At 72.6% G+C, this 20107-nt stretch carries 20 protein-coding genes; 11 read left to right on the plus strand and 9 right to left on the minus strand.

Annotated elements, in window-relative coordinates:
• Positions 1–56: 56 nt before the first annotated feature.
• The 5 genes from ABZ930_RS17885 (at position 57) to ABZ930_RS17905 (ending at position 3925) form a co-directional block, all read left to right on the plus strand.
• Positions 57–1430, plus strand: coding sequence for a diaminopimelate decarboxylase (locus ABZ930_RS17885; RefSeq protein ID WP_361548698.1), 1374 nt, complete (start codon positions 57–59; stop codon positions 1428–1430).
• A 263-nt stretch (positions 1431–1693) separates the two neighbouring features.
• Positions 1694–2107: a hypothetical protein gene (locus tag ABZ930_RS17890; protein ID WP_361548700.1), complete on the plus strand. Its 414-nt coding sequence runs from the start codon at positions 1694–1696 to the stop codon at positions 2105–2107.
• The gene (locus ABZ930_RS17895; RefSeq protein ID WP_361548702.1) at positions 2104–2877 is read left to right on the plus strand and encodes a transcriptional regulator; all 774 of its coding nucleotides are present in this window, start codon (positions 2104–2106) and stop codon (positions 2875–2877) included. Before ABZ930_RS17890 ends, ABZ930_RS17895 begins: the two co-directional genes overlap by 4 nt.
• A 65-nt stretch (positions 2878–2942) precedes the next feature.
• Positions 2943–3479: a roadblock/LC7 domain-containing protein gene (locus ABZ930_RS17900; RefSeq protein WP_361548704.1), complete on the plus strand. Its 537-nt coding sequence runs from the start codon at positions 2943–2945 to the stop codon at positions 3477–3479.
• Between the two features lie 71 nt (positions 3480–3550).
• Entirely contained in the window at positions 3551–3925 is a 375-nt protein-coding gene (locus ABZ930_RS17905) for a hypothetical protein (protein ID WP_361548706.1), read from the plus strand.
• Positions 3926–3955: 30 nt separating this feature from the next.
• Here ABZ930_RS17905 and ABZ930_RS17910 read toward each other — a convergent pair whose 3' ends face one another.
• Complete coding sequence (locus tag ABZ930_RS17910) at positions 3956–4525, minus strand: hypothetical protein (RefSeq protein ID WP_361548708.1); 570 nt, start codon at positions 4523–4525, stop codon at positions 3956–3958.
• Between the two features lie 81 nt (positions 4526–4606).
• Positions 4607–5449, minus strand: coding sequence for a helix-turn-helix transcriptional regulator (locus ABZ930_RS17915; RefSeq protein WP_361548710.1), 843 nt, complete (start codon positions 5447–5449; stop codon positions 4607–4609).
• 102 nt (positions 5450–5551) lie between these two features.
• Here ABZ930_RS17915 and ABZ930_RS17920 point away from each other — a divergent pair, with 102 nt between their 5' ends.
• The gene (locus tag ABZ930_RS17920) at positions 5552–6337 is read left to right on the plus strand and encodes an SDR family oxidoreductase (protein ID WP_361548712.1); all 786 of its coding nucleotides are present in this window, start codon (positions 5552–5554) and stop codon (positions 6335–6337) included.
• A gap of 8 nt (positions 6338–6345) precedes the next feature.
• Here the strand turns inward: ABZ930_RS17920 and ABZ930_RS17925 are convergent, their stop codons facing one another.
• The 6 genes from ABZ930_RS17925 to ABZ930_RS17950 all read right to left on the minus strand — a co-directional run bounded on the left by ABZ930_RS17925 (position 6346) and on the right by ABZ930_RS17950 (position 11748).
• Entirely contained in the window at positions 6346–6795 is a 450-nt protein-coding gene (locus ABZ930_RS17925; protein ID WP_361548714.1) for a hypothetical protein, read from the minus strand.
• 68 nt (positions 6796–6863) lie between these two features.
• On the minus strand, positions 6864–8285 hold the full coding sequence (locus ABZ930_RS17930; RefSeq protein WP_361548716.1) for a cytosine permease: 1422 nt from the start codon (positions 8283–8285) through the stop codon (positions 6864–6866).
• 19 nt (positions 8286–8304) lie between these two features.
• A complete protein-coding gene (locus tag ABZ930_RS17935; RefSeq protein WP_361548718.1) occupies positions 8305–9249 on the minus strand; it encodes an ABC transporter substrate-binding protein in 945 nt (314 codons plus the stop codon).
• Between the two features lie 11 nt (positions 9250–9260).
• The gene (locus ABZ930_RS17940; protein ID WP_361548720.1) at positions 9261–9941 is read right to left on the minus strand and encodes an ABC transporter permease; all 681 of its coding nucleotides are present in this window, start codon (positions 9939–9941) and stop codon (positions 9261–9263) included.
• Positions 9942–9946: 5 nt separating this feature from the next.
• Positions 9947–10591 carry an ABC transporter permease gene (locus tag ABZ930_RS17945; protein ID WP_361548722.1) on the minus strand — a complete coding sequence of 215 codons (645 nt, stop codon included), beginning with the start codon at positions 10589–10591 and terminating at the stop codon, positions 9947–9949.
• Positions 10588–11748: an ABC transporter ATP-binding protein gene (locus ABZ930_RS17950; protein ID WP_361548724.1), complete on the minus strand. Its 1161-nt coding sequence runs from the start codon at positions 11746–11748 to the stop codon at positions 10588–10590. The genes ABZ930_RS17945 and ABZ930_RS17950 overlap by 4 nt, the downstream gene beginning before the upstream one ends.
• Positions 11749–11919: 171 nt before the next feature.
• Between ABZ930_RS17950 and ABZ930_RS17955 the strand changes: the two genes are divergently transcribed.
• Both ABZ930_RS17955 and ABZ930_RS17960 read left to right on the plus strand, forming a co-directional pair.
• Positions 11920–13398 (plus strand): aromatic amino acid ammonia-lyase, encoded by a 1479-nt coding sequence (locus ABZ930_RS17955; protein WP_361548726.1) that lies wholly within the window; start codon positions 11920–11922, stop codon positions 13396–13398.
• A 141-nt stretch (positions 13399–13539) separates the two neighbouring features.
• Positions 13540–14412, plus strand: a complete 873-nt coding sequence (locus ABZ930_RS17960; RefSeq protein ID WP_361548727.1) for a MurR/RpiR family transcriptional regulator — start codon at positions 13540–13542, stop codon at positions 14410–14412.
• A 319-nt stretch (positions 14413–14731) separates the two neighbouring features.
• Here the strand turns inward: ABZ930_RS17960 and ABZ930_RS17965 are convergent, their stop codons facing one another.
• Entirely contained in the window at positions 14732–16123 is a 1392-nt protein-coding gene (locus tag ABZ930_RS17965) for a cystathionine beta-synthase (protein ID WP_361548729.1), read from the minus strand.
• Between the two features lie 188 nt (positions 16124–16311).
• Here ABZ930_RS17965 and ABZ930_RS17970 point away from each other — a divergent pair, with 188 nt between their 5' ends.
• The 3 genes from ABZ930_RS17970 (at position 16312) to ABZ930_RS17980 (ending at position 20059) form a co-directional block, all read left to right on the plus strand.
• Complete coding sequence (locus tag ABZ930_RS17970) at positions 16312–17328, plus strand: SGNH/GDSL hydrolase family protein (RefSeq protein WP_361548731.1); 1017 nt, start codon at positions 16312–16314, stop codon at positions 17326–17328.
• 426 nt (positions 17329–17754) lie between these two features.
• Positions 17755–18975, plus strand: a complete 1221-nt coding sequence (locus tag ABZ930_RS17975; RefSeq protein WP_361548732.1) for an acetyl-CoA C-acetyltransferase — start codon at positions 17755–17757, stop codon at positions 18973–18975.
• 277 nt (positions 18976–19252) lie between these two features.
• Positions 19253–20059: a hypothetical protein gene (locus ABZ930_RS17980; RefSeq protein ID WP_361548734.1), complete on the plus strand. Its 807-nt coding sequence runs from the start codon at positions 19253–19255 to the stop codon at positions 20057–20059.
• The last annotated feature ends 48 nt before the right edge of the window (positions 20060–20107 follow it).

Raw genomic sequence — 20107 nt, forward strand, 5'->3', positions numbered from 1 at the left:
TGAATAGACCTAGTCAACACCTCGCTCCGGCGCCTCCCCGGTGGTTGCCTGGGCGCATGGCATCCACGGACGCGTCCACCCTTCCCCTGCCCGGACTTCCCGCCCGTCGCGCGCGCGATCGCGATCTGGCCGTGCGCGCGGCCGTCGCCCAGGGCCTCGTCGGGCCCGGCGCCCCGGTCGCCGGGCTGCTCGACGTGACCGGCATCCGCGCCTCCGCGGCCGCCCTGCGCGCCGCCTTCGACGCGGTCGCCGCGCCCGGCACCGAGATCCTGCACGCCTTCGCGGTGAAGGCCACCCCGCTCGTGCCGGTGCTGCGGCTGCTGCACCGCGCCGGCCTCGGCGCCGAGGTGGCGAGCCCCGGCGAGCTGGCCCTCGCCCGCGCCGCCGGGGTGCCGCCCGCCCGCACCGTCCTGGACTCCCCCGCCAAGACCGGCGCCGAACTGCGCGAGGCGCTCGCGCTCGGCATCGCCGTGAACGCCGACAACCTCCAGGAGCTGGCCCGCCTCGACGCCCTCGTCGCCTCCGCGCCCACCCGCTCCCCCGTCGGCCTGCGGGTGAACCCGCAGACCGGCGCCGGATCCATCGGCGCCACGTCGACCGCGACCGCCACCTCCAAGTTCGGCGTGGCGCTGCGCGACGAGGGGGCCCGCGAGTGGGTCGTCCGGGCGTACCTGGACCGGCCGTGGCTGACCCGCCTGCACACGCACTCCGGATCCCAGGGGGTGCCGCTGGAACTGCTTGCCGAGGGGGTGCGCACGGCGTACGAACTCGCCGAGGAGATCAACGGCCGTGCGGGCCGCCGGCAGATCGACACCCTCGACATCGGCGGCGGCCTCCCGGTGAACTTCGGCTCCGACGAGGACGTCCCGGACCACGCCGGGTACGCGAAGCTGCTCGCCGAGCGGGTGCCGGGGCTCTTCGACGGGCGCTACGGCCTGGTGACCGAGTTCGGGCGCTCCCTGCTCGCCAAGCACGGCACGACGCTCGCGCGCGTGGAGTACGCGAAGGAGAGCGGCGGGCGCCCGATCGCCGTGACCCACGCGGGAGTCCAGGTGGCGACCCGGACCGTGTACCTGCCCGAGGCGTGGCCGCTGCGGATCGCCGCGTACGACGCCCAGGGCCGGCCGGCGACCGGGCCCGAGGTCGCGCAGGACATCGCGGGGCCCGCCTGCTTCGCGGGCGATCTGCTCGCCGCGGACCGCACCCTGCCGCTCCTGGCGGCGGGCGACCACGTGGCCGCGCTGGACACCGGCGCCTACGGTTTCGCGCACCACTACGCGTACAACTCGCTGGCCCGGCCCGGGATCTACGGATTCGCCGCGGACGCCGACGGCGACGTCCGGTTCGCGACCGTGCGGGAGCCGCAGACGGCCGACGAGATCGTCGCGGAGTCCGGGGGCGCCCTGCGCGGGGCACTGCTGGATCTCTGACTCCGGTCGGCCGCGGCTCCGGTGGGGGCTGGTCGCGCAGTTCCCCGCGCCCCTGAGGCATGCGCTGCGCGCAGCCTCCCCTGGATGCCGCAGGTATCTCGAACACACGTACTTTCCGGACGGGTTGGCGGATTCTAGACCCGGTTCGAATGTTCCGCCGGAAAATGCCAGAACGCTCACCAGGTCGCCGTACCGTGCGTAGCGTCTCCGTCACACACGCATCAGCGGTACACGAAACGCGGCGAAGGTGGGGGGTTTCAGGCGTGCCCGGAATCGACGAGTGCCTGCTCGAGGCCATGCGGCTGCCGGGAGCGCGCGGCGCCTCCGTCGTCGACTGGACCAGCGGGCTCGCGCTGGGCACCATCGGGGAGTCGCCCAACGGCGACCACGAGGCCACCGCCACCGAGGCCGCGGAGCTGGCCCGGCTCGCCGCCGAGCACCGGGCCTTCGCCCCGGCCGACGGCAACGACTGGACCCAGAGCCCCGCGGGCGACAAGTCGCCGCCGGTCGAGGACGTCATCGTCACCAGCCGCGACGGCTACCACCTGCTGCGCTTCGTGCCGACCACCTTCGACAGCAGCGTCTTCCTGCATCTGTGGCTCGACCGCGACGAGGGCAACCTCGCGCTGTCCCGCATACGCCTGGCCGACCTCGCCGACCGCCTGGTCCTGGGATGACCACGGCCCCCGCGCCGGCCGGCGTCTCCCCGATGCTCAGCAGACTCGCCGCCGAGCAGGCGACCGGCGCGCTGATACGGGAACACGGCACGCTCTATCTGGCCGACGGCCGGATCGTGCACGCCGAGTCCCCGGCCACCCCCGGGATGGACGTCCTGCTCACCGCGGGCGGCGCCGTGCACGCCGACGGCTGGTGGGAGGCGGTCGACCGGGCCGGGGCCCGGCGCGGTGTCGGCCGCTATCTCGTCGAGCACGGCGGACTGAGCGACGGCGCGCTCGAACTGTGCCATCTGGGCGCCCTGTTCGACGCCGCGTACTTCACCCTCGCCCCGAGCAGCGGCCCGACCCGGTTCCGCTACGGGGTCTCGCACTGGTTCGGGGCGGTGCGCCCGGTGCCGGTGGCCTCCGTCGAGCGGGAGACGTTACGCCGCCGCGATCTGCTCCAGCGGATCTGGCCCGAGCCGGACACCGACACCGCGCCCCTCACCCGGGCCGGCACCCGGGACGTGCGGGTGCCGCCGCGCCGGCGCCGCGTCCTCGACCTCGTGGACGGCGAGCGCACCGCGTCCCAGATCGCGCTCACCCTGGGCCGGCCCGCCTTCCACACCCTGGTGGACCTGCGGCGGCTCGCCGCGGGCGGGCTCGTCACCACCGCGCCCCCGGCTCCGGCCGCCGTCGCCGCCCCGCCCGAGTGGCTGGCGAAGGCCGCCGTCGACGACCCCGACGTGGCCCTGCTGCGCCGCCTGCGCAACGCACTGGAGGCCCTGTGATCCGCCTCCGCCGCGGCACGCGGGGCCCCGCCGCATCCTCCGAACTCTCCGAAGGGAGACCGCCGATGGCGGACGAGGCCGAAGTCCTCGGCGAACTACAGCGGTTGAGAGTGCGGGTGCCCCAGGTCACGGGGGCGCTCGCGGCCAGCGTCGACGGGCTCGTCCTCGCCCAGGACACCTCCGGCGTCGAGCCGGAGGGGGTCGCCGCGCTCACCGCCGCCGCTCTCGGGGTCGCCCAGCGCCTCTCCGACGCCACCGGGCAGGGCGCCTTCCGCGAACTGCTGGTACGCGGCACGAACGGCTACGTCGCCACGTACGCCGCCGGGGACACCGCCGTGCTGACCCTGCTCGCCGAGAACCGGGTCAACGTCGGACGGCTCCACCTGGAGGGCCGCAGAGCGGGATCCCGGGTCGGCGAACTCGTCGCCGAGGCCGCCGAGCTGCCCGAACCGGTGATGCGGACCAGGGGCAGGTCCCGGGCCCGCACCGCCGCGTCCGACCCGGCCCCGACCACCGAGAGCGGGCTCCCGGTCCGCACCGCCAAACCGTCCGACCTCGCCAAGCACGCCGAACCCAAGCTCCAGCCCAGAACGGCCCGCTGACACCTCGTCGGCGGCCCGGCGGGCACCCAGAACGCGACACCGAGAAGCCGTACACGAAAGGAACCACCACCATGACCAACGCCGAGACCGCTCTCAAGGACGCCGTCGCCTCCATCGAGGGCGCCAGCGCCGCCGCCCTGGTCGACTACACCAGCGGCATGGCCCTCGGGACGATCGGCGGCTCCAAGTCGTTCGACCTGGAGGTGGCGGCGGCCGGGAACACCGACGTCGTCCGCGCCAAGCTCCGCACCATGGAACACCTCGGCATCAAGGACGAGATCGAGGACATCCTCATCACCCTCAACACCCAGTACCACCTGATCCGCCTGATCAAAGGCCGTGGGGGCAACGGGCTCTTCCTCTACCTGGTGCTCGACTCCTCGCGCGCCAACCTGGCGATGGCACGCCACCAGCTCAAGAAGATCGAGGCCGAACTGGAGGTCTGAGCCCGTGCGGGTCGCACCGCCGGACAGACCCTAACGACGCCGCGCCCCACCGGGCGCGGCGTCTCCCGCTGCCGTCCCGGTCGCCCGGTATCCCTTGACCTGCTTGCCGACGGGTCCGCCCGACCGTGCGCCGAGCCAGTCGACGCGCAGCCACACCAGCGCGTCGCCGTCGGCCTCCCTGCGCCCGAGCCAGACCGCCTTCAACCACAGCCCGGCCCCCGCGCCGGCCAGGGCCATGCCGCCGGCCGCGGGCACGGCGAAGGAGCCGCTGACGGCCGCGAGGAAGCCGAGCGCCAGCCACCAGCGGTGCCCGCGCCGCCAGTTGCGCACCGTCACGGCCCGGTCCTGGAGCACGTCGTGCCGCCCGGCGCGGGTGGCCCCGCGGGCCAGCTTCAGATACCGCTCGCGGCGGCTGTACGCGACCCACAGCGCGACCACGACGAAGAGCGCCGCGCCCGCCATGACGCCGATCCGGCGACCGGTGACACCGCCGGGCAGCAGCCCGGTCCCGGCCGCGAGCACACCCAGCCACCACAGCGGGGCGGCTCCCGCCCGCACCACGACGGCCGTCCTGACCAGCCCCTGCGCTCCGCGTGCCACCGTCCGCTCCCTCCGCGTCCGCCGTTCGGACGCGGGGAGCGTAGTGCGCGTATCTGAGTTCTTCCTGAGAGCTCCGGACGCTCAGACCACGGAGACGGCGGCCCGGCCGGCCAGCGTCCGCAGCCGGTCCGCCGTGACCGATCCCGGCTCCGGCGTGTACACCACGAGGGACTGGTCGGGTTCACCGGCGACCGTCAACGTCTCGTAGGGCATGTCCAGTTCACCGACGACGGGGTGCAGCATCCGCTTCGCGCCGGCCGTCTTCCGCTTCACCTGGTGGTCGGCCCACAGGCGCCGGAAGTCCGCGCTGGCCAGCGACAGTTCACCCACCAGACGGGCCAGCTGCGGGTCGCCCGGGTGCAGGCCCGCGTCGAGGCGCAGATGCGCGACGGTCTCCGCGGCGACCGCGGCCCACTGCGGGTACAGCTCCCGCGCGGCCGGTTCGAGGAACACCTGCCGCGGCATGTTGCGGTCCTCCGGCGCCATCGCCGAGAAACCGAGCAGGGCGTCGCCCAGCGCGTTCCAGGCGAGGACGTCCATGCGCCGGCCGAGGACGAAGGCGGGCGCCCTGTCGATCGTGTCCAGGAGCAGCCGCAGTCCGGGCCGCACCCGCTGCCCGGTCTCCCGGGGGCGGGCCGGTGCGGGCCGCGCCACCGACCGCAGATACGCCCGCTCGGTCCCGTCGAGCCGCAGCACCCGTGCGACGGCGTCCAGGACGGCGTCGGAGACCGACTGCCCGCGCCCCTGTTCGAGCCGGATGTAGTAGTCGACGCTGACCCCCGCGAGCTGCGCCACCTCCTCGCGCCGCAGCCCCGGCACCCGCCGCCGCCCGTACTCCGGCAGCCCGACCTCCCCGGGCCGGATCCGGGCCCGCCGCGACCGCAGGAAGTCCCCTATGCCGCCCAGTTCCCCGTCTGCGTCCATGGCCCGATCCTAGGACGGGCCCGCGCCGCCATCCTGGTACTGGCAGACCCAGGAAAAGCTCTGCACTGGGTAGGCCCGGCGCCGCGCCGCAGAGTCGTGGTCATGACGACGACAGAGAACATCCACAGCCCGTACGCCGCCCTTGCCGGGCGCACCGCCCTGATCACCGGCGCCGCCAGCGGCATGGGCGCGGCGACCGCCCGGCTGCTGGCCGCGCACGGGGTCCGGGTCGCGCTGCTCGCCCGCCGCGCGGACCGGCTCGAGGAGCTGGCCGCGCGGATCGGGAAGGACGGCGGCAGCGCCCTGGCCGTGCCCGCGGACCTCACCGACCAGGCGTCCGTCGACGCGGCGGCCGACCGGGTGCACGCCGCGTACGGCACGGTGGACCTCGTGGTGAACGCGGCGGGCGTGATGCTGCCCAATCCGGTCGCCGACGGCCGCGCCGACGAGTGGCAGCGGATGCTCGACACGAACGTCACCGGCGCGCTGCGGGTGATCCGCGCCTTCGTGCCCGACCTGATCGCGGCGGCCGCGGCGGGCGGCACCGCGGACCTGGTGAACATCTCCTCGATCGGCGCGCACGTACCGTTCCCGAACTACGCGGTGTACGGGGCCACCAAGGCCGCGCTGACCTACCTCTCGCAGTCGCTGCGCACCGAACTCGGCCCGCACGACGTCCGGGTCACCAACCTCGAACCGGGCCTGACCGACACCGAGTTGGCCTCCCACGTCGACAACGCGGACCTCTCCGCCCAGCTGGACGGCATGTTCGAGGCGCTGGCCGGGCTCACCGCCGACGACATCGCCGACCTGATCGCGTACACGGCCAGCAGGCCCCGCCGGGTCAATCTGCGCCAGGTGATCGCCCTGCCCACGCGCCAGGCGTGAGCGACCGCCTACCCCTCCCAGTCGGAGTCGCCGCGCTCCCGCTCCCGCGACCGGCGCCCGATGTGCAGCCCGTCCGGCCACACCCCGCTGTGCACCGCGTTCACCGCGACGATGCCGCCCCAGGCGATCAGCAGCCCGGGCAGGTCGGCGTTGACCACGGCGATCGCGGACAGCGGGATCGCGAGGACGAGGGAGACGACGGCGAAGCCGAAGCGCTCGCCCCAGCTGTCGCCGCGGGGACGGCCGCGGCGGGTGTCGCGGGCCGCGGTCATCTGCTGCTCGGCGAGCTGCCGCCGCACCCGGCGGTCGACCACCGAGTCGAGCCGCTGGTCGACCTTGTCGAGGAACGAGTCGACGAGCGCCGACTCGTACTCCGGCCCCAGCTCCCTGCGGGCCTGGAGGGTCGCGTCGAGTTCCTTCTTGAGTTCGGCATCGCGTGCGCGTTCGCGGGCTTCCATACTCTCGTACGGTACGGATCCGGGGGCGCCGGGACAGTGGGGCTAACCCCCGGAAATCCACCGCCGGGTCAGGAGCGGCCCGCGCCGACCGGCTCGCTCTCGTGCGGCAGACCGAGGATCGTCTCGTCGGGCACGTGCGAGACGTCGCGGCGGGCCAGCAGCCAGTACAGGACGGCCGGGACGACGAGGCCCACGATCCAGGAGACGTCGGCGCCGCCGAGCGGCTCGACGAACGGGCCGGTGTAGAACGACGTGGCCAGGAACGGCAGCTGGGCCAGGACGCCGACCGCGTACACGGCGAGCGCGTCCCACCGCCAGGCGCCGTAGCGGCCGCGCGGGTCGGCGAGGGCCGGGATGTCGTAGCGCTCGCGCGAGATCAGGTAGTAGTCGACGAGGTTGATCGCGGACCAGGGCGTGAAGAACGTCAGCAGGAACAGCAGGAAGTCCTTGAAGGAGTTCAGGAAGCTGTCCTTGCCGAGCAGCGCTACGGCCGTGCCGGCGACCATGATGACCGCGATGTACGCCGCCCGGCCGCGCGGGCCGAGGGTGCGCTGGCCGCGGAAGCCGCTGATGCCGGTCACCATCGACATGAAGCCGCCGTAGGTGTTGAGCACGTTGATGGTGAGCTTGCCGAGCGCGATCACGAAGTAGAAGACGGAGGCGACGAGACCGGCGCCGCCGAGCGAGACGACGTAGCCGACCTGGTTGTCGATGAACGCCTCACCGGCGCTCGCGGCGACCAGCACACCGAACGCCATCGACCACTGCGAGCCGAGCGCCGAGCCGGACAGCGTCCACCAGAACGTCGCCTTGGCGCTCGTCGTGCGCGGCAGGTAGCGCGAGTAGTCGGCGACGTACGGGCCGAACGCGAGCTGCCAGGACGCCGAGAGGGAGACGGCGAGCAGGAACATCGGGAAGGAGAAGTGCGCGTCGCCGAGGAGCGCGCCGAGGTCGACGCGGTCCAGGAGCCGGATGCCGAGATAGACGAAGGCGAGCGCGCAGACCACGCTGGCGACCCGGCCGAGGACGTGGATGACGCGGTAGCCGACGGCCGCCATGACGGCCGTGACCAGCGCGAAGATCACGATGCCGGTGACATCGCTCGTGTGCGTCAGTTCGGCGGTCGCCTGCCCGGCGAGCACGCTGCCGCTGGCGAAGAAGCCGACGTACATGAGGATCACGAGGAGCAGCGGTACGACGGCGCCCTTCACCCCGAACTGCGCCCGGGACTGGATCATCTGGGGCAGTCCGAGCTTGGGGCCCTGCGCCGAGTGCAGGGCCATGACGGCGCCGCCGAGCAGGTTGCCCACGACGAGCCCGATCAGCGACCAGACCACGTCGCCGCCGAAGACGACCGCGAGGGCGCCCGTGACGACGGCCGTGATGTGGAGGTTGGCGCCGAGCCAGAGGGTGAACTGGCTGAAGGGGTGCCCGTGCCGTTCGCTGTCGGGGACGACGTCGATGGAGTGCTGCTCCACTACCGCTGCCATTCGATGGCCTCCTTACGTCTTACTTCTTGTGCAGGCCGTGCCGGCGCGCATAGTCGTTCGCCACGTCCTCGGGGTCCTTCTTGTCCTTGTCGACGAGGCGGTTCAGCTCGGTCAGGTCCTCGGTCGTCAGGACGTTGCCGAGACGGGCCAGCGCCTTGCGGACCGTCGAGTCGGCCTTGCGGTCGGCGATCAGCGGCACGATGTGCTGGCCGGGGACGAGGTTCTTGGGGTCGCTGAGGACGACCCAGTGGTTGGCGGCGATGTCGGTGTCGGTGGTGAACAGGTTCGCCACGTCGACATCGCCCTTCTTCAGGGCGCCCTTGACCAGCGGTCCCGACGAGTCGAGGGACTTGAACTCCTTGAACTCGACGCCGTAGACGTCCTTCAGGCCGACGGCGCCGACCTGCCGCTTCTTGACCTCGGGGGCCGCGCCGATGACGAGCTTGCCGTTGTGCTTCGCGAGGTCGGCGAGGGACTTGAGCTTGTACTTCGCGGCGGTCTCGCGGGTGACGGCGAAGGCGTCGGAGTCCTCGGCCATCCCGTACGGCAGGATCTGCAGGCCGCCCGGCAGGACCATGGCGAGCGCGTTCTGCATCTCGCCCTCCTCGGTCGCCTTCGACTTGGTGTCGAGGTAGTGCAGGAGGGCGCCCTGGTACTCGGGCAGCAGGTCGATGTCGCCGCCCCTGAGGGCGGGGATGAGGATCTCGCGGGTGCCGAGGTTGGGCCGCACGGTGGTCTTCACCCCGGCGGCGTCGAGCACGGCCGCGTAGAGGTAGCCGAGGACCTGGTTCTCGGTGAAGTTGGCGGTGCCGATGGTGACGCCGCCCTTGCTGGACCCGGAGCCGGAGCCCGCGCCGCCCTCCCCGTTCAGGGAGGTGATGCCACTGGAGCAGGCGGCGAGTGCGGGCACGGAGGCCGCGGCGGCGAGCCCGCCGAGCAGCGTGCGTCGGTTGAAGGTGCTCATCTGGCGTGCTCCTAGGCGGACTTGGGGGTGGCGGCGGGGCGGTGGCGGAACAGCAGGCGCTGGAGGCCGGACAGGGCGAGGTCGAGGGCGACGGCGACGACCGCGACGAGCACGGCGCCGCCGAGGACCTGGACGAGGTCGCGCTGGGCGAGCCCGTCGAAGACGTAGCGGCCGAGCCCGCCGAAGGAGACGTACGCGGCGATGGTGGCGGTCGCCACGACCTGGATCAGCGCGAGCCGGAGCCCGGTCATGATCAGCGGCAGCGCGAGCGGCAGCTCGACCTGGAACAGCACCTGGTGGGCGCGCATGCCCTGGCCGCGCGCGGCGTCCCGCACCTCGGGGTCGACGGCGGTCATGCCCGCGTAGGTGTTGGTCACGATGGACGGCACGGCGAGGGCGACGAGCGCGATGTAGACGGGCCACATGGACAGCCCGCTGGCCAGGAAGACGAGCACGACGAGCCCCACGGTGGGCAGTGCGCGGCCGAAGGACGACAGGTTGATCGCGACGAACGCGCCGCGTCCGGTGTGCCCGATCAGCAGCCCGACCGGCAGCGCGATCGCGGCGGCGACGAGCGTGGCGATCAGCGAGTACTGGAGGTGCTCGGCGAGCCGGTGCGCGATGCCGTCGGGGCCGGTCCACTGCTCGCCGCTGACGAGCCAGGACCCGAGGTTCTTGAACAGTTCGTACATGGCGGTCAGCCCTTCCGGGTCCGGGTCCAGGGCGTGAGCAGCCGCTGCACGGCGACCAGGATCGCGTCGGCGACGAGCGCGAGCAGCAGCGTCAGCACGACACCGACGATCACCGGGGTCGGGAAGTTGCGCTGGAACCCGTCGGTGAAGAGCTGGCCGAGGCCGCCGTCACCGATGTACGTCGCCACGGAGACGAGCGAGATGGACATGACGGTGGCGATGCGGACGCCCGCCATGATCACGGGCAGCGCGAGCGGCAGTTCGACCGTGAGCAGGGTGCGCATCGGGCGCGTGCCCATGGCCTTCGCGGCCTCCCTGGTCTTCTGCGGCACGGAGTCGAGGCCCTCGACGGTGTTCCGGAGCAGCACGACCAGGGTGTAGATCGTCAGGCCGATGACGGTCGTGGTGCGGGTCAGCCCGGAGACCGGGAGCAGCAGCACGAACACCGCGATCGACGGAATCGTGAACAGCACGTTCGACAGCCCGAGCAGGAAGCCGCGCAGGGGGCGGACCCGGTGGGCGACGACGGCGAGCGGCAGGGAGATCAGCAGACCGAACAGGACGGCGCTGAGGGCTGCTTGGAGGTGGGAGAGGGTGAGGCTGGTGAGATCCGAGCCGTGCTCGGATATCCAGGTCCAGTCGATGGTCATGCGCTACCGGCCTCCGCTGAATCAAGCCCCTCCGGCCCGGACGACTTGGAAGCAGCCTCGGCCACATCAAGCCCCTCCGGCGATTGAGGAGCGGGGTCCGGGGCGGAGCCCCGGGACGGTGCGCCCGTCAGGGCCTCGGCGTGCGCGACCCCGGCCCGCCCGTGGATGTCGTCCCGCGACGACACTCCGGTGAGGACGCCGTCCACGTCGACCCGGGCCACGAGCCCGGCGGGCGAGGCGACGGACTCGTTCAGCGCGGAAAGGAGGGAATCCGTGTCGCGCAGCGGTCGTACGGGCGTCTCGTCACCGGAGCCCTTCGCCCGCCAGGCCACCGGCTTGCGGGCCGCGTCGAGCACCAGCTCCCAGGAACCGCCCTCGGGGGCCGAACCCTGCGGCACGTCACGCAGATCGGTCAGCGACAGCAGCTTCAGCCCGCGCTCGGCCCCCAGGAAGTCCGCGACGAAGTCGTCGGCGGGCCGGGCCAGCAGCTCGGCCGGGGCGGCACACTGCACCAGGTGCCCGCCCTCGCGGAACACGGCTATCCGGTCACCGAGCCGCACGGCCTCGTCGATGTCGTGGGTGACGAACACGATGGTCTTGCTCAGCTCCTGCTGGAGCCGGAGCAGCTCGTCCTGGAGCTGGGTGCGCACGACGGGGTCGACGGCGCCGAACGGCTCGTCCATGAGCAGCACCGGCGGATCGGCGGCGAGCGCGCGGGCCACGCCGACGCGCTGCTGCTGACCGCCGGAGAGCTGGTGCGGGTAGCGCTTGCCCATCTCGGGGGCGAGCCCGACCCGCTCCAGGAGTTCGGCGGCGACCGTCCGGGCCTTCTTGCGGCCCCAGCCGAGCAGCAGCGGCACGGTGGCGACGTTGTCGAGGACGGTCCGGTGCGGGAAGAGCCCGGACTGCTGGATGACGTACCCGATGGAGCGCCGCAGCTCGGCGGCGTCCTGGTCGAGGACGTCGCGTCCGCCCACCCGGATCGTCCCGGAGCTGGGCTCGACCATGCGGTTGATCATCCGGAGGCTGGTCGTCTTGCCGCACCCGGAGGAGCCGACGAAGACGGTGACGCCTCCCTCCGGCATGTCGAGGGAGAGGTCGTGCACCGCGGTCGTGCCGTTCGGGAACCTCTTGTGGACCGCTTCGAACTGAATCATGGAGCGCCTCTGGAGTCCTCTTGCCCGTCCTGCATATCGTCATGCAGAGTTCTCGGTGGATGAATAAGTTGTCAATGGGCTGGTGTAAATCGCTGGTAAATCGCCGCCGGATCACCCCAGATCGACCGAACTGTGAGACGCGCACGACCGCTTGAGAAGGAAAAGCCCGTTATGCCCCCGAAGTCGCCTTCTGTCGCCCGCCCGGTCGTCGTCCTCGACGGCCACGGCCTGCCCGTCGCCGACGTGGTCCGCCTCGCGCACTCCGAGGCCCGCCCCGTGCCCGGCACCGACGCCATGAAACGGGTGGAGGAGTCCTGGAACGCGGCCCGCGAGATCGCCGCGTGGGGCCGGGTCTACGGCCGCTCGACCGGCGTCGGCGCCAACCGCAGCGAGGACGTGCCGACCGAGGCCGCCGCCGACCACGGCCTGCGCCTGCTGCGCAGCCACGCGGGCGCCATCGGCGACGAGCTGCCCGAGCGCGAGGTCCGGGCGATGCTCGCGGTCCGCGCCAACCAGCTGCTCGCGGGCGGCGCCGGCCTGCGCCCCACGGTCGTCACGGCGCTGTGCGAGGCCCTGACCAACGGCGCGCACCCCGCGGTCAACGAACACGGCTCGGTCGGCACCGGCGACATCGCCCCGCTCGCCCAGATGGGCCTGGCGCTCGCGGGCGAACACCCCTGGCGCGGCAAGGGCACCCCGCCCGAACCACAGCCCCTCGACAACAACGACGCCCTGGCGCTGATCTCCTCCAACGCCCTCACCCTCGGCCAGGCGGCGCTCGCCCTGCACGAACTGCGCGACCTGCTGACCGCGACCCGGCTGGTCGCGGCGATGAGCCTGATGGCGGTCGACGGCTCCTACGAGGCGTACGCGCTGCCGGTCCACGAGGCCCGTCACCACAAGGGCAGTTACGGCGTCGCGGCGAGCATGCGCGCGATCCTCGGCGCCGACGAACACCCCACCCCGCCGCTCGGCCGCATCCAGGACCCGTACGGCTTCCGCTGCGTGCCGCAGATCCACGGCCCGGCGCACGACGCGGCCGACGCCCTCGAGGACGTCCTCACCGTCGAGATCAACGCGGCCGCGGAGAACCCGCTGATCTCCCCCGAGGACATGGCGGCGTACCACCACGGCGGCTTCTACATGGCCCAACTCGCTCTCGCCCTGGACCACTTCAGGCTGGCGATGACCCAGGTGGCCCGCCTCTCCACGTCCCGCCTCTCCACCCTGAACGAGCCGAACTTCACCCGCCTGCGGCCCTTCCTCGCGGACGGCGAGGCGGCGGCGTCCGGCGTGATGATCCTGGAGTACGCGGCCGGCGGCGCCCTCGCCGACCTCCGCGCCTTCGCCGCCCCCGCGTCCCTCGGCCACGCCGTCCTCTCCCGCGGCGTCGAGGAACAGGCCAGCTTCGCCTCCCTGGCGGCCCGCCAGACCCTGCGCCTGTGCGCGGCCTACCGCCAGGTGATCGGCTGCGAACTCGTCGCGACGGTACGGGCGTTGCGCCTACGGGACCTTCGCCTGGACCCGGACCTCCCGGTGGGCCGCGCCTTCGCTCTCGCGGACGCCGAGCTGGACCCCGAGATGGCGGACCGCCCGCTGACGGCCGATGTCCAGCGGGCGGCGGCGATGCTGGAGCGGTTCGCGGAGTAGTTCGTCGGCCGACGGCCGGTGGGGGCTGGTCGCGCAGTTCCCCGCACCCGGCAACACACCCTGGCGCCGCCCCACCCCCTTGAATAAGCTCATGCACGACTCAATCCCCGTGAATGGAGCGGCGGGGACGGACGGGGAGCCATGACCGAGCAGACCGAACAGACCACCGGCACCGGCGCGGGCGCCCACAGCCCCGCCGCCCGCCTCCAGCACCTCTTCGAGGGCCACCGGCTCACCCCCACCCAGCGCCGCATCGCGCACTGCATGGTGCGCCGCGCGGCCGACGTGCCGTTCCTGTCGTCCGTCGAGCTCGCCGAACTCGCGGGCGTCAGCCAGCCCTCCGTGACCCGGTTCGCCGTCGCGCTCGGCTTCGACGGGTACCCGGCGCTGCGCAAGCACCTGCGCGAGGTGACCCCGGCCGCACCGGCCGCGGCCGCCAGGACCAACGAGTACCAGCAGGCGGTGGAGGCCGAGATCGCCAATCTCCGCCACCTCGCCGACCTGCTCGCCGACCCGGCCCCCGTGGAGCGGGCAGGACGGCTGCTCGCCGCCTCGCGCCCGCTGCCGGTCCTCGGGCTGCGGGCGGCGGCCTCGCAGGCGTACGGGTTCTCGTACTTCGCGGCCAAGGTCCACCCGGACGTGCGGCTGCTCGACGAGGGCGGCACGATGCTCGCCGACCGGATCGACGCGGCGGTCAGGGCGGGCGCCACGGCGCTGCTCTGCTTCGCGCTCCCCCGCCACCCCCGCGAGGTCGTCGACGCGCTCGCCTACGCGCAGTCGGCGGGCCTCACCGTGGTCACCGTCGCCGACTCGGCGTTCGCCCCGGTCGCCCGGCACAGCGACCTCCTGCTGCCGGCCGCCGTCGGCACCGGCCTCGCCTTCGACACGGCGTGCGCGCCGATGCTGCTCGGCCGCGTCCTGCTGGAGGCGATGTGCGACGGCCTGCCGCAGGCCCAGGCCCGCCTGGAGGAGTTCGACGTACGGGCGGCGGAGCGCGGCCTGTTCGTGGAGTAGGGGCGCAGCCCGGGGGCGCAGCCCGGGGGCGCCGGAAAGAGTTGCGCGGGGACCGCCGCACCCCCGTGTGACGGGGGGCGGGACGACGGCGGTCCCCGCGAGGGACGCGCACAGCCCGGTCAGGGCCGGGCTGCCACGTCCAGGGCGTCCTTGGAGGTCCGGGAGCCGCTCCGGAGGTCCTGACGCCGCTACGGTGCCGGCTGGGGCGGGGAGCCGCTCCCGCCCCTTCCGACATCCCCTAATCTGCCGGACCCGTGTTAAGCGTGTGCTGCGGGCACGTGACGCGCTCGTACCGTTTTCGCGAACCTCCCCGGCGCAGCTACTTGACGGCGTCCTTGGCCAGGAACGCCAGCAGGTCCTGACGGCTCACGACACCGGTCGGCTTGCCCTCCACCAGCACGATCGCCGCGTCGGCCGTGCCGAGCACGCTCATCAGGTCGGCCACCGGCTCCCCGGAACCGACCTGCGGCAGCGGCGCCGACATGTGCTTCTCCAGCGCGTCCCCGAGCGAGGCCCGCCCGGTGAACAGCGCGTCGAGCAGCTCGCGCTCCACGACCGATCCGATGACCTCGGCGGCCATCACGTCCGGGTGCCCGGCGCCCGGCTTCACGATCGGCATCTGCGAGACGCCGTACTCCCGCAGTACGTCGATGGCCTGACCGACCGTCTCCTCGGGGTGCATGTGCACGAGTTCCGGCAGCGCGCCGCCCGCCTTGTCCTTCATGACGTCGCCGACGCGCGCGCTCGTCCCGGAGTCGTCCAGGAAGCCGTAGTCGGCCATCCACTCGTCGTTGAAGATCTTGCTGAGGTAGCCGCGGCCGCTGTCCGGCAGCAGGACGACCACGATGTCGTCGGGACCGAGCCGCTCCGCGACGCGCAGCGCGGCCACGACCGCCATCCCGCAGGAGCCGCCGACGAGCAGGCCCTCCTCCTTGGCGAGCCGGCGGGTCATCTGGAAGGAGTCCTTGTCGGACACCGGCACGATCTCGTCGGCGACGTCACGGTCGTACGCGGTCGGCCAGAAGTCCTCGCCGACGCCCTCGACCAGGTACGGCCGTCCCGAGCCCCCGGAGTAGACCGAGCCCTCGGGGTCCGCGCCGACGACCTGGACCCGGCCCTCGCTCGCGTCCTTCAGATAGCGGCCCGTGCCGGAGATGGTGCCGCCGGTGCCGACGCCCGCGACGAAGTGGGTGATCCTGCCGTCCGTCTGGTCCCACAGCTCGGGGCCGGTCGAGTGGTAGTGGGAGAGCGGGTTGTTCGGGTTCGAGTACTGGTCGGGCTTCCAGGCGCCGGGCGTCTCGCGTACGAGGCGGTCGGAGACGTTGTAGTACGAGTCCGGGTGCTCCGGGTCGACGGCCGTCGGGCAGACGACCACCTCGGCGCCGTACGCGCGCAGCACATTGATCTTGTCGGTGCTCACCTTGTCGGGGCACACGAAGATGCACTTGTACCCCTTCTGCTGGGCCACGATGGCCAGCCCCACACCGGTGTTTCCGCTGGTGGGCTCGACGATGGTGCCGCCGGGCTTCAGCTCCCCGCTCTGCTCGGCCGCCTCGATCATGCGCAGCGCGATGCGGTCCTTCACGGAACCGCCGGGGTTGAAGTACTCGACCTTGGCCAGGACGGTCGCCTGGAGGCCTTCGGTCACCTTGTTGAGCCTCAGCAGCGGGGTGTTGCCGACGAGGCTGATCATCGAGTCGTGGATCTGCACGTTCTACTCCGGGTCTGCCGGTGGATGTCCTGCCACATGTCCTGTTGCGGGATGCGGCCAGAGTATTGCGCGCACCGGCCCTTCATCTCCCCTTGCGATTGGCCGACAGGGATTACGGGGCAAGGAGTTCATGTAGCCGTAGAAGAGTCCCATCACAGGCGGATCGCAAAGGCAGGTGGCCGCGGAACATGTCGAGCAGGGCGAGGGTGGCACGGCGGATCGCCGCGGGCGCGGCGTACGGCGGCGGCGGGATCGGGCTTCTCGGGGCCGCCGCGGTCGGGGTGGTGGTCGCGGAGGTGCAGATGGCACGGCGCCAGGTCGGCAACCACGGCCCCGATCCGGTCCATGTGCCGTCCGCCGACGGGCTGTACGGCAGGGTCTACGAGACCGTGGGCAGCGCTCCGCTGCGGTTCGCGGTGCTCGGCGACTCCACCGCCGCGGGGCAGGGCGTGCACCGGGCCCGGCAGACGCCGGGGGCGCTGCTCGCCTCGGGGCTCGCGGCGGTGGCGGAGCGCGCCGTGGAGCTGCGCAACGTGGCGCTGCCCGGCGCCCAGTCCGACGACCTGGACCGGCAGGTCGCGCTGGTCCTCGGCGATCCGGGGTGGCTGCCCGACGTCTGCGTGATCATGATCGGCGCGAACGACGTCACCCACCGGATCCCGGCGACCAAGTCGGTGCGCCATCTGTCGGCCGCCGTACGCCGGCTGCGCACGGCGGGGGCCGAGGTGGTCGTCGGCACCTGTCCCGATCTGGGGTCGGTGGAGCCGGTGCAGCAGCCGTTGCGCTGGATCGCCCGGCGGGCCTCGCGGCAGCTGGCCGCCGCGCAGACCATCGGGACCGTGGAGCAGGGCGGGCGCACGGTGTCGCTGGGGGATCTGCTGGGGCCGGAGTTCTCGGCGAATCCCCGCGAGCTGTTCGGGCCGGACAATTTCCATCCGTCCGCCGAGGGGTATGCGACGGCCGCGATGGCGATGCTGCCGACGCTGTGTGCCGCGCTGGGGTTGTGGCCGGAGGAGGAGCGGCCCGACGTGGCCCGCGAGGAGGGGTTCCTGCCGGTGGCGCGGGCTGCTGCGCGGGCCGCCGCCGAGGGGGGTACCGAGGTCACGGGGGCCATGCCCACCGGGCCCCGGGGGCCCTGGGCCCTCCTCAAGCGGCGTCGTCGCCGCCGCGTCCCCACCCAGGACCCGGCCCCGCTCACGTCCTAGTCCGGGCCCGCCCCCGCGCGTTGTTCGCCGCCCCGCCCGGCCGTCTCTGGCGAGTCCCCCTAGCCTTGGGCAGTCTGCCGCCTGGGGCGGCAGGGTGGGCAAGGCGGCACCCCGGCGCGGGGTGAGCGCCTCAGAGGGGGTCAGTGCAGCGCCGTTGGCGGGTGCGGCCCCGGTGGGGCTTCTCGCGCAGTTCCCCGCGCCCCTGTCGGGGCGGATAGTGACCCGCGACCACAGCGCACCCCTGGCGTGGGGAGTGACCCGCGATCTCAGAGTGCCCCGCAAGCCAGGTCCCCCCGGCAGGGGCTGAGCAAGCGCTTAGAAAAATGCGGTCGGAGTCACACGCCCGGGACGGTGACCCGCGCCATACGTCCGGGTAACTTCCCACACGGTCCCACCTGAAAAGGTCAACGAACTCCTGGAGCCGTGATGCCCGAAGCAGTGATCGTCTCAGCCGCCCGTTCCCCGATCGGCCGTGCCTTCAAGGGCTCGCTCAAGGATCTGCGCGCCGACGACCTGACCGCCACGATCATCCAGGCGGCGCTCGCCAAGGTCCCCGAACTCGACCCGCACGACATCGATGACCTGATGCTCGGCTGCGGCCTGCCCGGCGGCGAGCAGGGCAACAACCTCGGCCGGATCGTCGCCGTGCAGATGGGCATGGACCACCTGCCGGGCTGCACGATCACCCGGTACTGCTCCAGCTCCCTGCAGACGACCCGCATGGCGCTGCACGCGATCAAGGCGGGCGAGGGCGACGTCTTCATCTCCGCCGGCGTGGAGATGGTGTCGCGGTTCGCGAAGGGCAACTCCGACTCCCTCCCCGACACCCGCAACCCCCTCTTCGCCGAGGCGGAGGCCCGCACGGCGGCCGTCGCCCAGCAGGAGGGCACGACCTGGCACGACCCGCGCGAGGACGGCCTGGTCCCGGACGCGTACATCGCGATGGGCCAGACCGCCGAGAACCTGGCGCGCCTGAAGGGCGTCACCCGCGAGGACATGGACGTCTTCGGCGTCCGCTCGCAGAACCGCGCCGAGGAAGCCATCAAGAACGGCTTCTGGGAGCGGGAGATCACCCCGGTCACGACCCCCGACGGCACGGTCGTCAGCAAGGACGACGGCCCGCGCGCCGGCGTCACCCTGGAGGGCGTCTCCGGCCTCAAGCCGGTCTTCCGCCCGGACGGACTGGTCACGGCCGGCAACTGCTGCCCGCTCAACGACGGCGCCGCCGCCCTCGTGATCATGTCCGACACCAAGGCCCGCGAGCTCGGCCTGACCCCGCTCGCCCGCGTGGTGTCGACGGGCGTCTCCGGCCTGTCCCCCGAGATCATGGGCCTCGGCCCGGTCGAGGCCAGCAAGCAGGCGCTGAAGCGCGCCGGGCTCGGCGTCTCCGACATCGACCTGTTCGAGATCAACGAGGCGTTCGCCGCGCAGGTCATCCCGTCCGCCCGCGACCTGGGGATCGACGAGGACAAGCTGAACGTGAACGGTGGCGCCATCGCCGTCGGCCACCCCTTCGGCATGACCGGCGCCCGCATCACCGGCACGCTGATCAACAGCCTGCAGTTCCACGACAAGCAGTTCGGTCTGGAGACCATGTGCGTCGGCGGCGGCCAGGGCATGGCGATGGTCATCGAGCGCCTCAGCTGACCCCGGTCCGGTCACGGACGGACCGGTTCCGGGCCGAAGCTGACCGGAATCCGTCTATCCAATCGTGATCCAAATTCCCCCATGATGTGATCTGCATCATGGGGGAAACGGATTTTCGCAGGTCAGGTCGGTACCCAGGCCATATAGGGGCTAAACACCCGGCCAAAAGACCTGTCCAATTCGTGACGTAATGCACTGACAGGGGGTTCGTCCAGGCTTCAAGCTGATGTAGGAAGTCGGGGGTCGACTTGAAACCGGGAGTACGTCAGTGAGCGCCATGCCTGCCACCCTCAGTGTCCTGCTGCTCGCCTCGGCCGCTGCCACGGCCGTCGGCGCCGTCACTCTGCACCACGTGCGGGGTCTGCGCCGGCAGCTCGCGGATCTGAGAGACGAGCTGGCCCGGGGCCGCGCGACCGCCGCGCACACGGCCACCGTTCCGGCGGCCCGCACCACCACCGACACCGACGCGATACGCGCCGCCGTCGCCGACGCGCTCGCCGAGGAGCGGGAGCGGGAGCTGGCCGAGGCGCGGGCGTTCTGGGCGGCGCAGGAGGCGCGGGACACCTCCGACCTGCCGCCGTTCCTCGCGGGCGGCACGCTCGGCGAGGAGTTCTTCATGCCCCGGCAGGCCGACTTCGCGGGCCTGGAGCCGGTCGCCGAGCCGATCCTCGAACCCATGCTGGAGACCGAGGACGAGTTCGCCGACGACTCCCCCGAGCTGGCCGCCGCGCGGCGCCGCCACCCCTCGCACCCGGACTTCGTGCCGGTGCAGTCGCCGGTCGTCAGCGATCACGAGCGCACGGTGGCCTGCCTGGAGGAGCTGGCGCAGGCGCGCACGGCTCTCGCCGATGTCCGGCCCGGGCCGCTCGGCACGCTCGACGTCTATGTCTTCGCCGACGGTACGACGCTGTGCATGACCCCGGGTCACCGTGAGACGGCGGAGCGGCTCGCCGACGCGCTCCGCGCCGGGGACATCCCCGTGCTGCTCGGCGGTTCCGGCGTCTCGGGCGCCTACGCCCTGACCTTCGAGTGCGGCGCCGACTCCGTCTACATCCTGGCGGACCGAGTCATAGCCTCCGCCTGACCGCCTCCAGGCGCGGCCCGGTGGCCGCTTCTCGCGCAGTTCCCCGCG

This window comes from Streptomyces sp. NPDC046716, from assembly GCF_040645755.1.
Classification (GTDB): Bacteria; Actinomycetota; Actinomycetes; order Streptomycetales; family Streptomycetaceae; genus Streptomyces.

Excerpts from the sequence above, each read along its gene's own strand:
- ABZ930_RS17960 (WP_361548727.1), top strand. The coding sequence starts at position 13,540 with ATGACCGAGCAGACCGAACAGACCACCGGCACCGGCGCGGGCGCCCAC.
- ABZ930_RS17950 (WP_361548724.1), bottom strand. The coding sequence starts at position 11,748 with ATGATTCAGTTCGAAGCGGTCCACAAGAGGTTCCCGAACGGCACGACC.
- ABZ930_RS17940 (WP_361548720.1), bottom strand. The coding sequence starts at position 9,941 with ATGTACGAACTGTTCAAGAACCTCGGGTCCTGGCTCGTCAGCGGCGAG.
- ABZ930_RS17970 (WP_361548731.1), top strand. The coding sequence starts at position 16,312 with ATGTCGAGCAGGGCGAGGGTGGCACGGCGGATCGCCGCGGGCGCGGCG.
- ABZ930_RS17905 (WP_361548706.1), top strand. The coding sequence starts at position 3,551 with ATGACCAACGCCGAGACCGCTCTCAAGGACGCCGTCGCCTCCATCGAG.
- ABZ930_RS17945 (WP_361548722.1), bottom strand. The coding sequence starts at position 10,591 with ATGACCATCGACTGGACCTGGATATCCGAGCACGGCTCGGATCTCACC.
- ABZ930_RS17930 (WP_361548716.1), bottom strand. The coding sequence starts at position 8,285 with ATGGCAGCGGTAGTGGAGCAGCACTCCATCGACGTCGTCCCCGACAGC.
- ABZ930_RS17900 (WP_361548704.1), top strand. The coding sequence starts at position 2,943 with ATGGCGGACGAGGCCGAAGTCCTCGGCGAACTACAGCGGTTGAGAGTG.
- ABZ930_RS17980 (WP_361548734.1), top strand. The coding sequence starts at position 19,253 with ATGCCTGCCACCCTCAGTGTCCTGCTGCTCGCCTCGGCCGCTGCCACG.
- ABZ930_RS17975 (WP_361548732.1), top strand. The coding sequence starts at position 17,755 with ATGCCCGAAGCAGTGATCGTCTCAGCCGCCCGTTCCCCGATCGGCCGT.
- ABZ930_RS17885 (WP_361548698.1), top strand. The coding sequence starts at position 57 with ATGGCATCCACGGACGCGTCCACCCTTCCCCTGCCCGGACTTCCCGCC.
- ABZ930_RS17895 (WP_361548702.1), top strand. The coding sequence starts at position 2,104 with ATGACCACGGCCCCCGCGCCGGCCGGCGTCTCCCCGATGCTCAGCAGA.
- ABZ930_RS17955 (WP_361548726.1), top strand. The coding sequence starts at position 11,920 with ATGCCCCCGAAGTCGCCTTCTGTCGCCCGCCCGGTCGTCGTCCTCGAC.
- ABZ930_RS17935 (WP_361548718.1), bottom strand. The coding sequence starts at position 9,249 with ATGAGCACCTTCAACCGACGCACGCTGCTCGGCGGGCTCGCCGCCGCG.
- ABZ930_RS17925 (WP_361548714.1), bottom strand. The coding sequence starts at position 6,795 with ATGGAAGCCCGCGAACGCGCACGCGATGCCGAACTCAAGAAGGAACTC.
- ABZ930_RS17920 (WP_361548712.1), top strand. The coding sequence starts at position 5,552 with ATGACGACGACAGAGAACATCCACAGCCCGTACGCCGCCCTTGCCGGG.
- ABZ930_RS17915 (WP_361548710.1), bottom strand. The coding sequence starts at position 5,449 with ATGGACGCAGACGGGGAACTGGGCGGCATAGGGGACTTCCTGCGGTCG.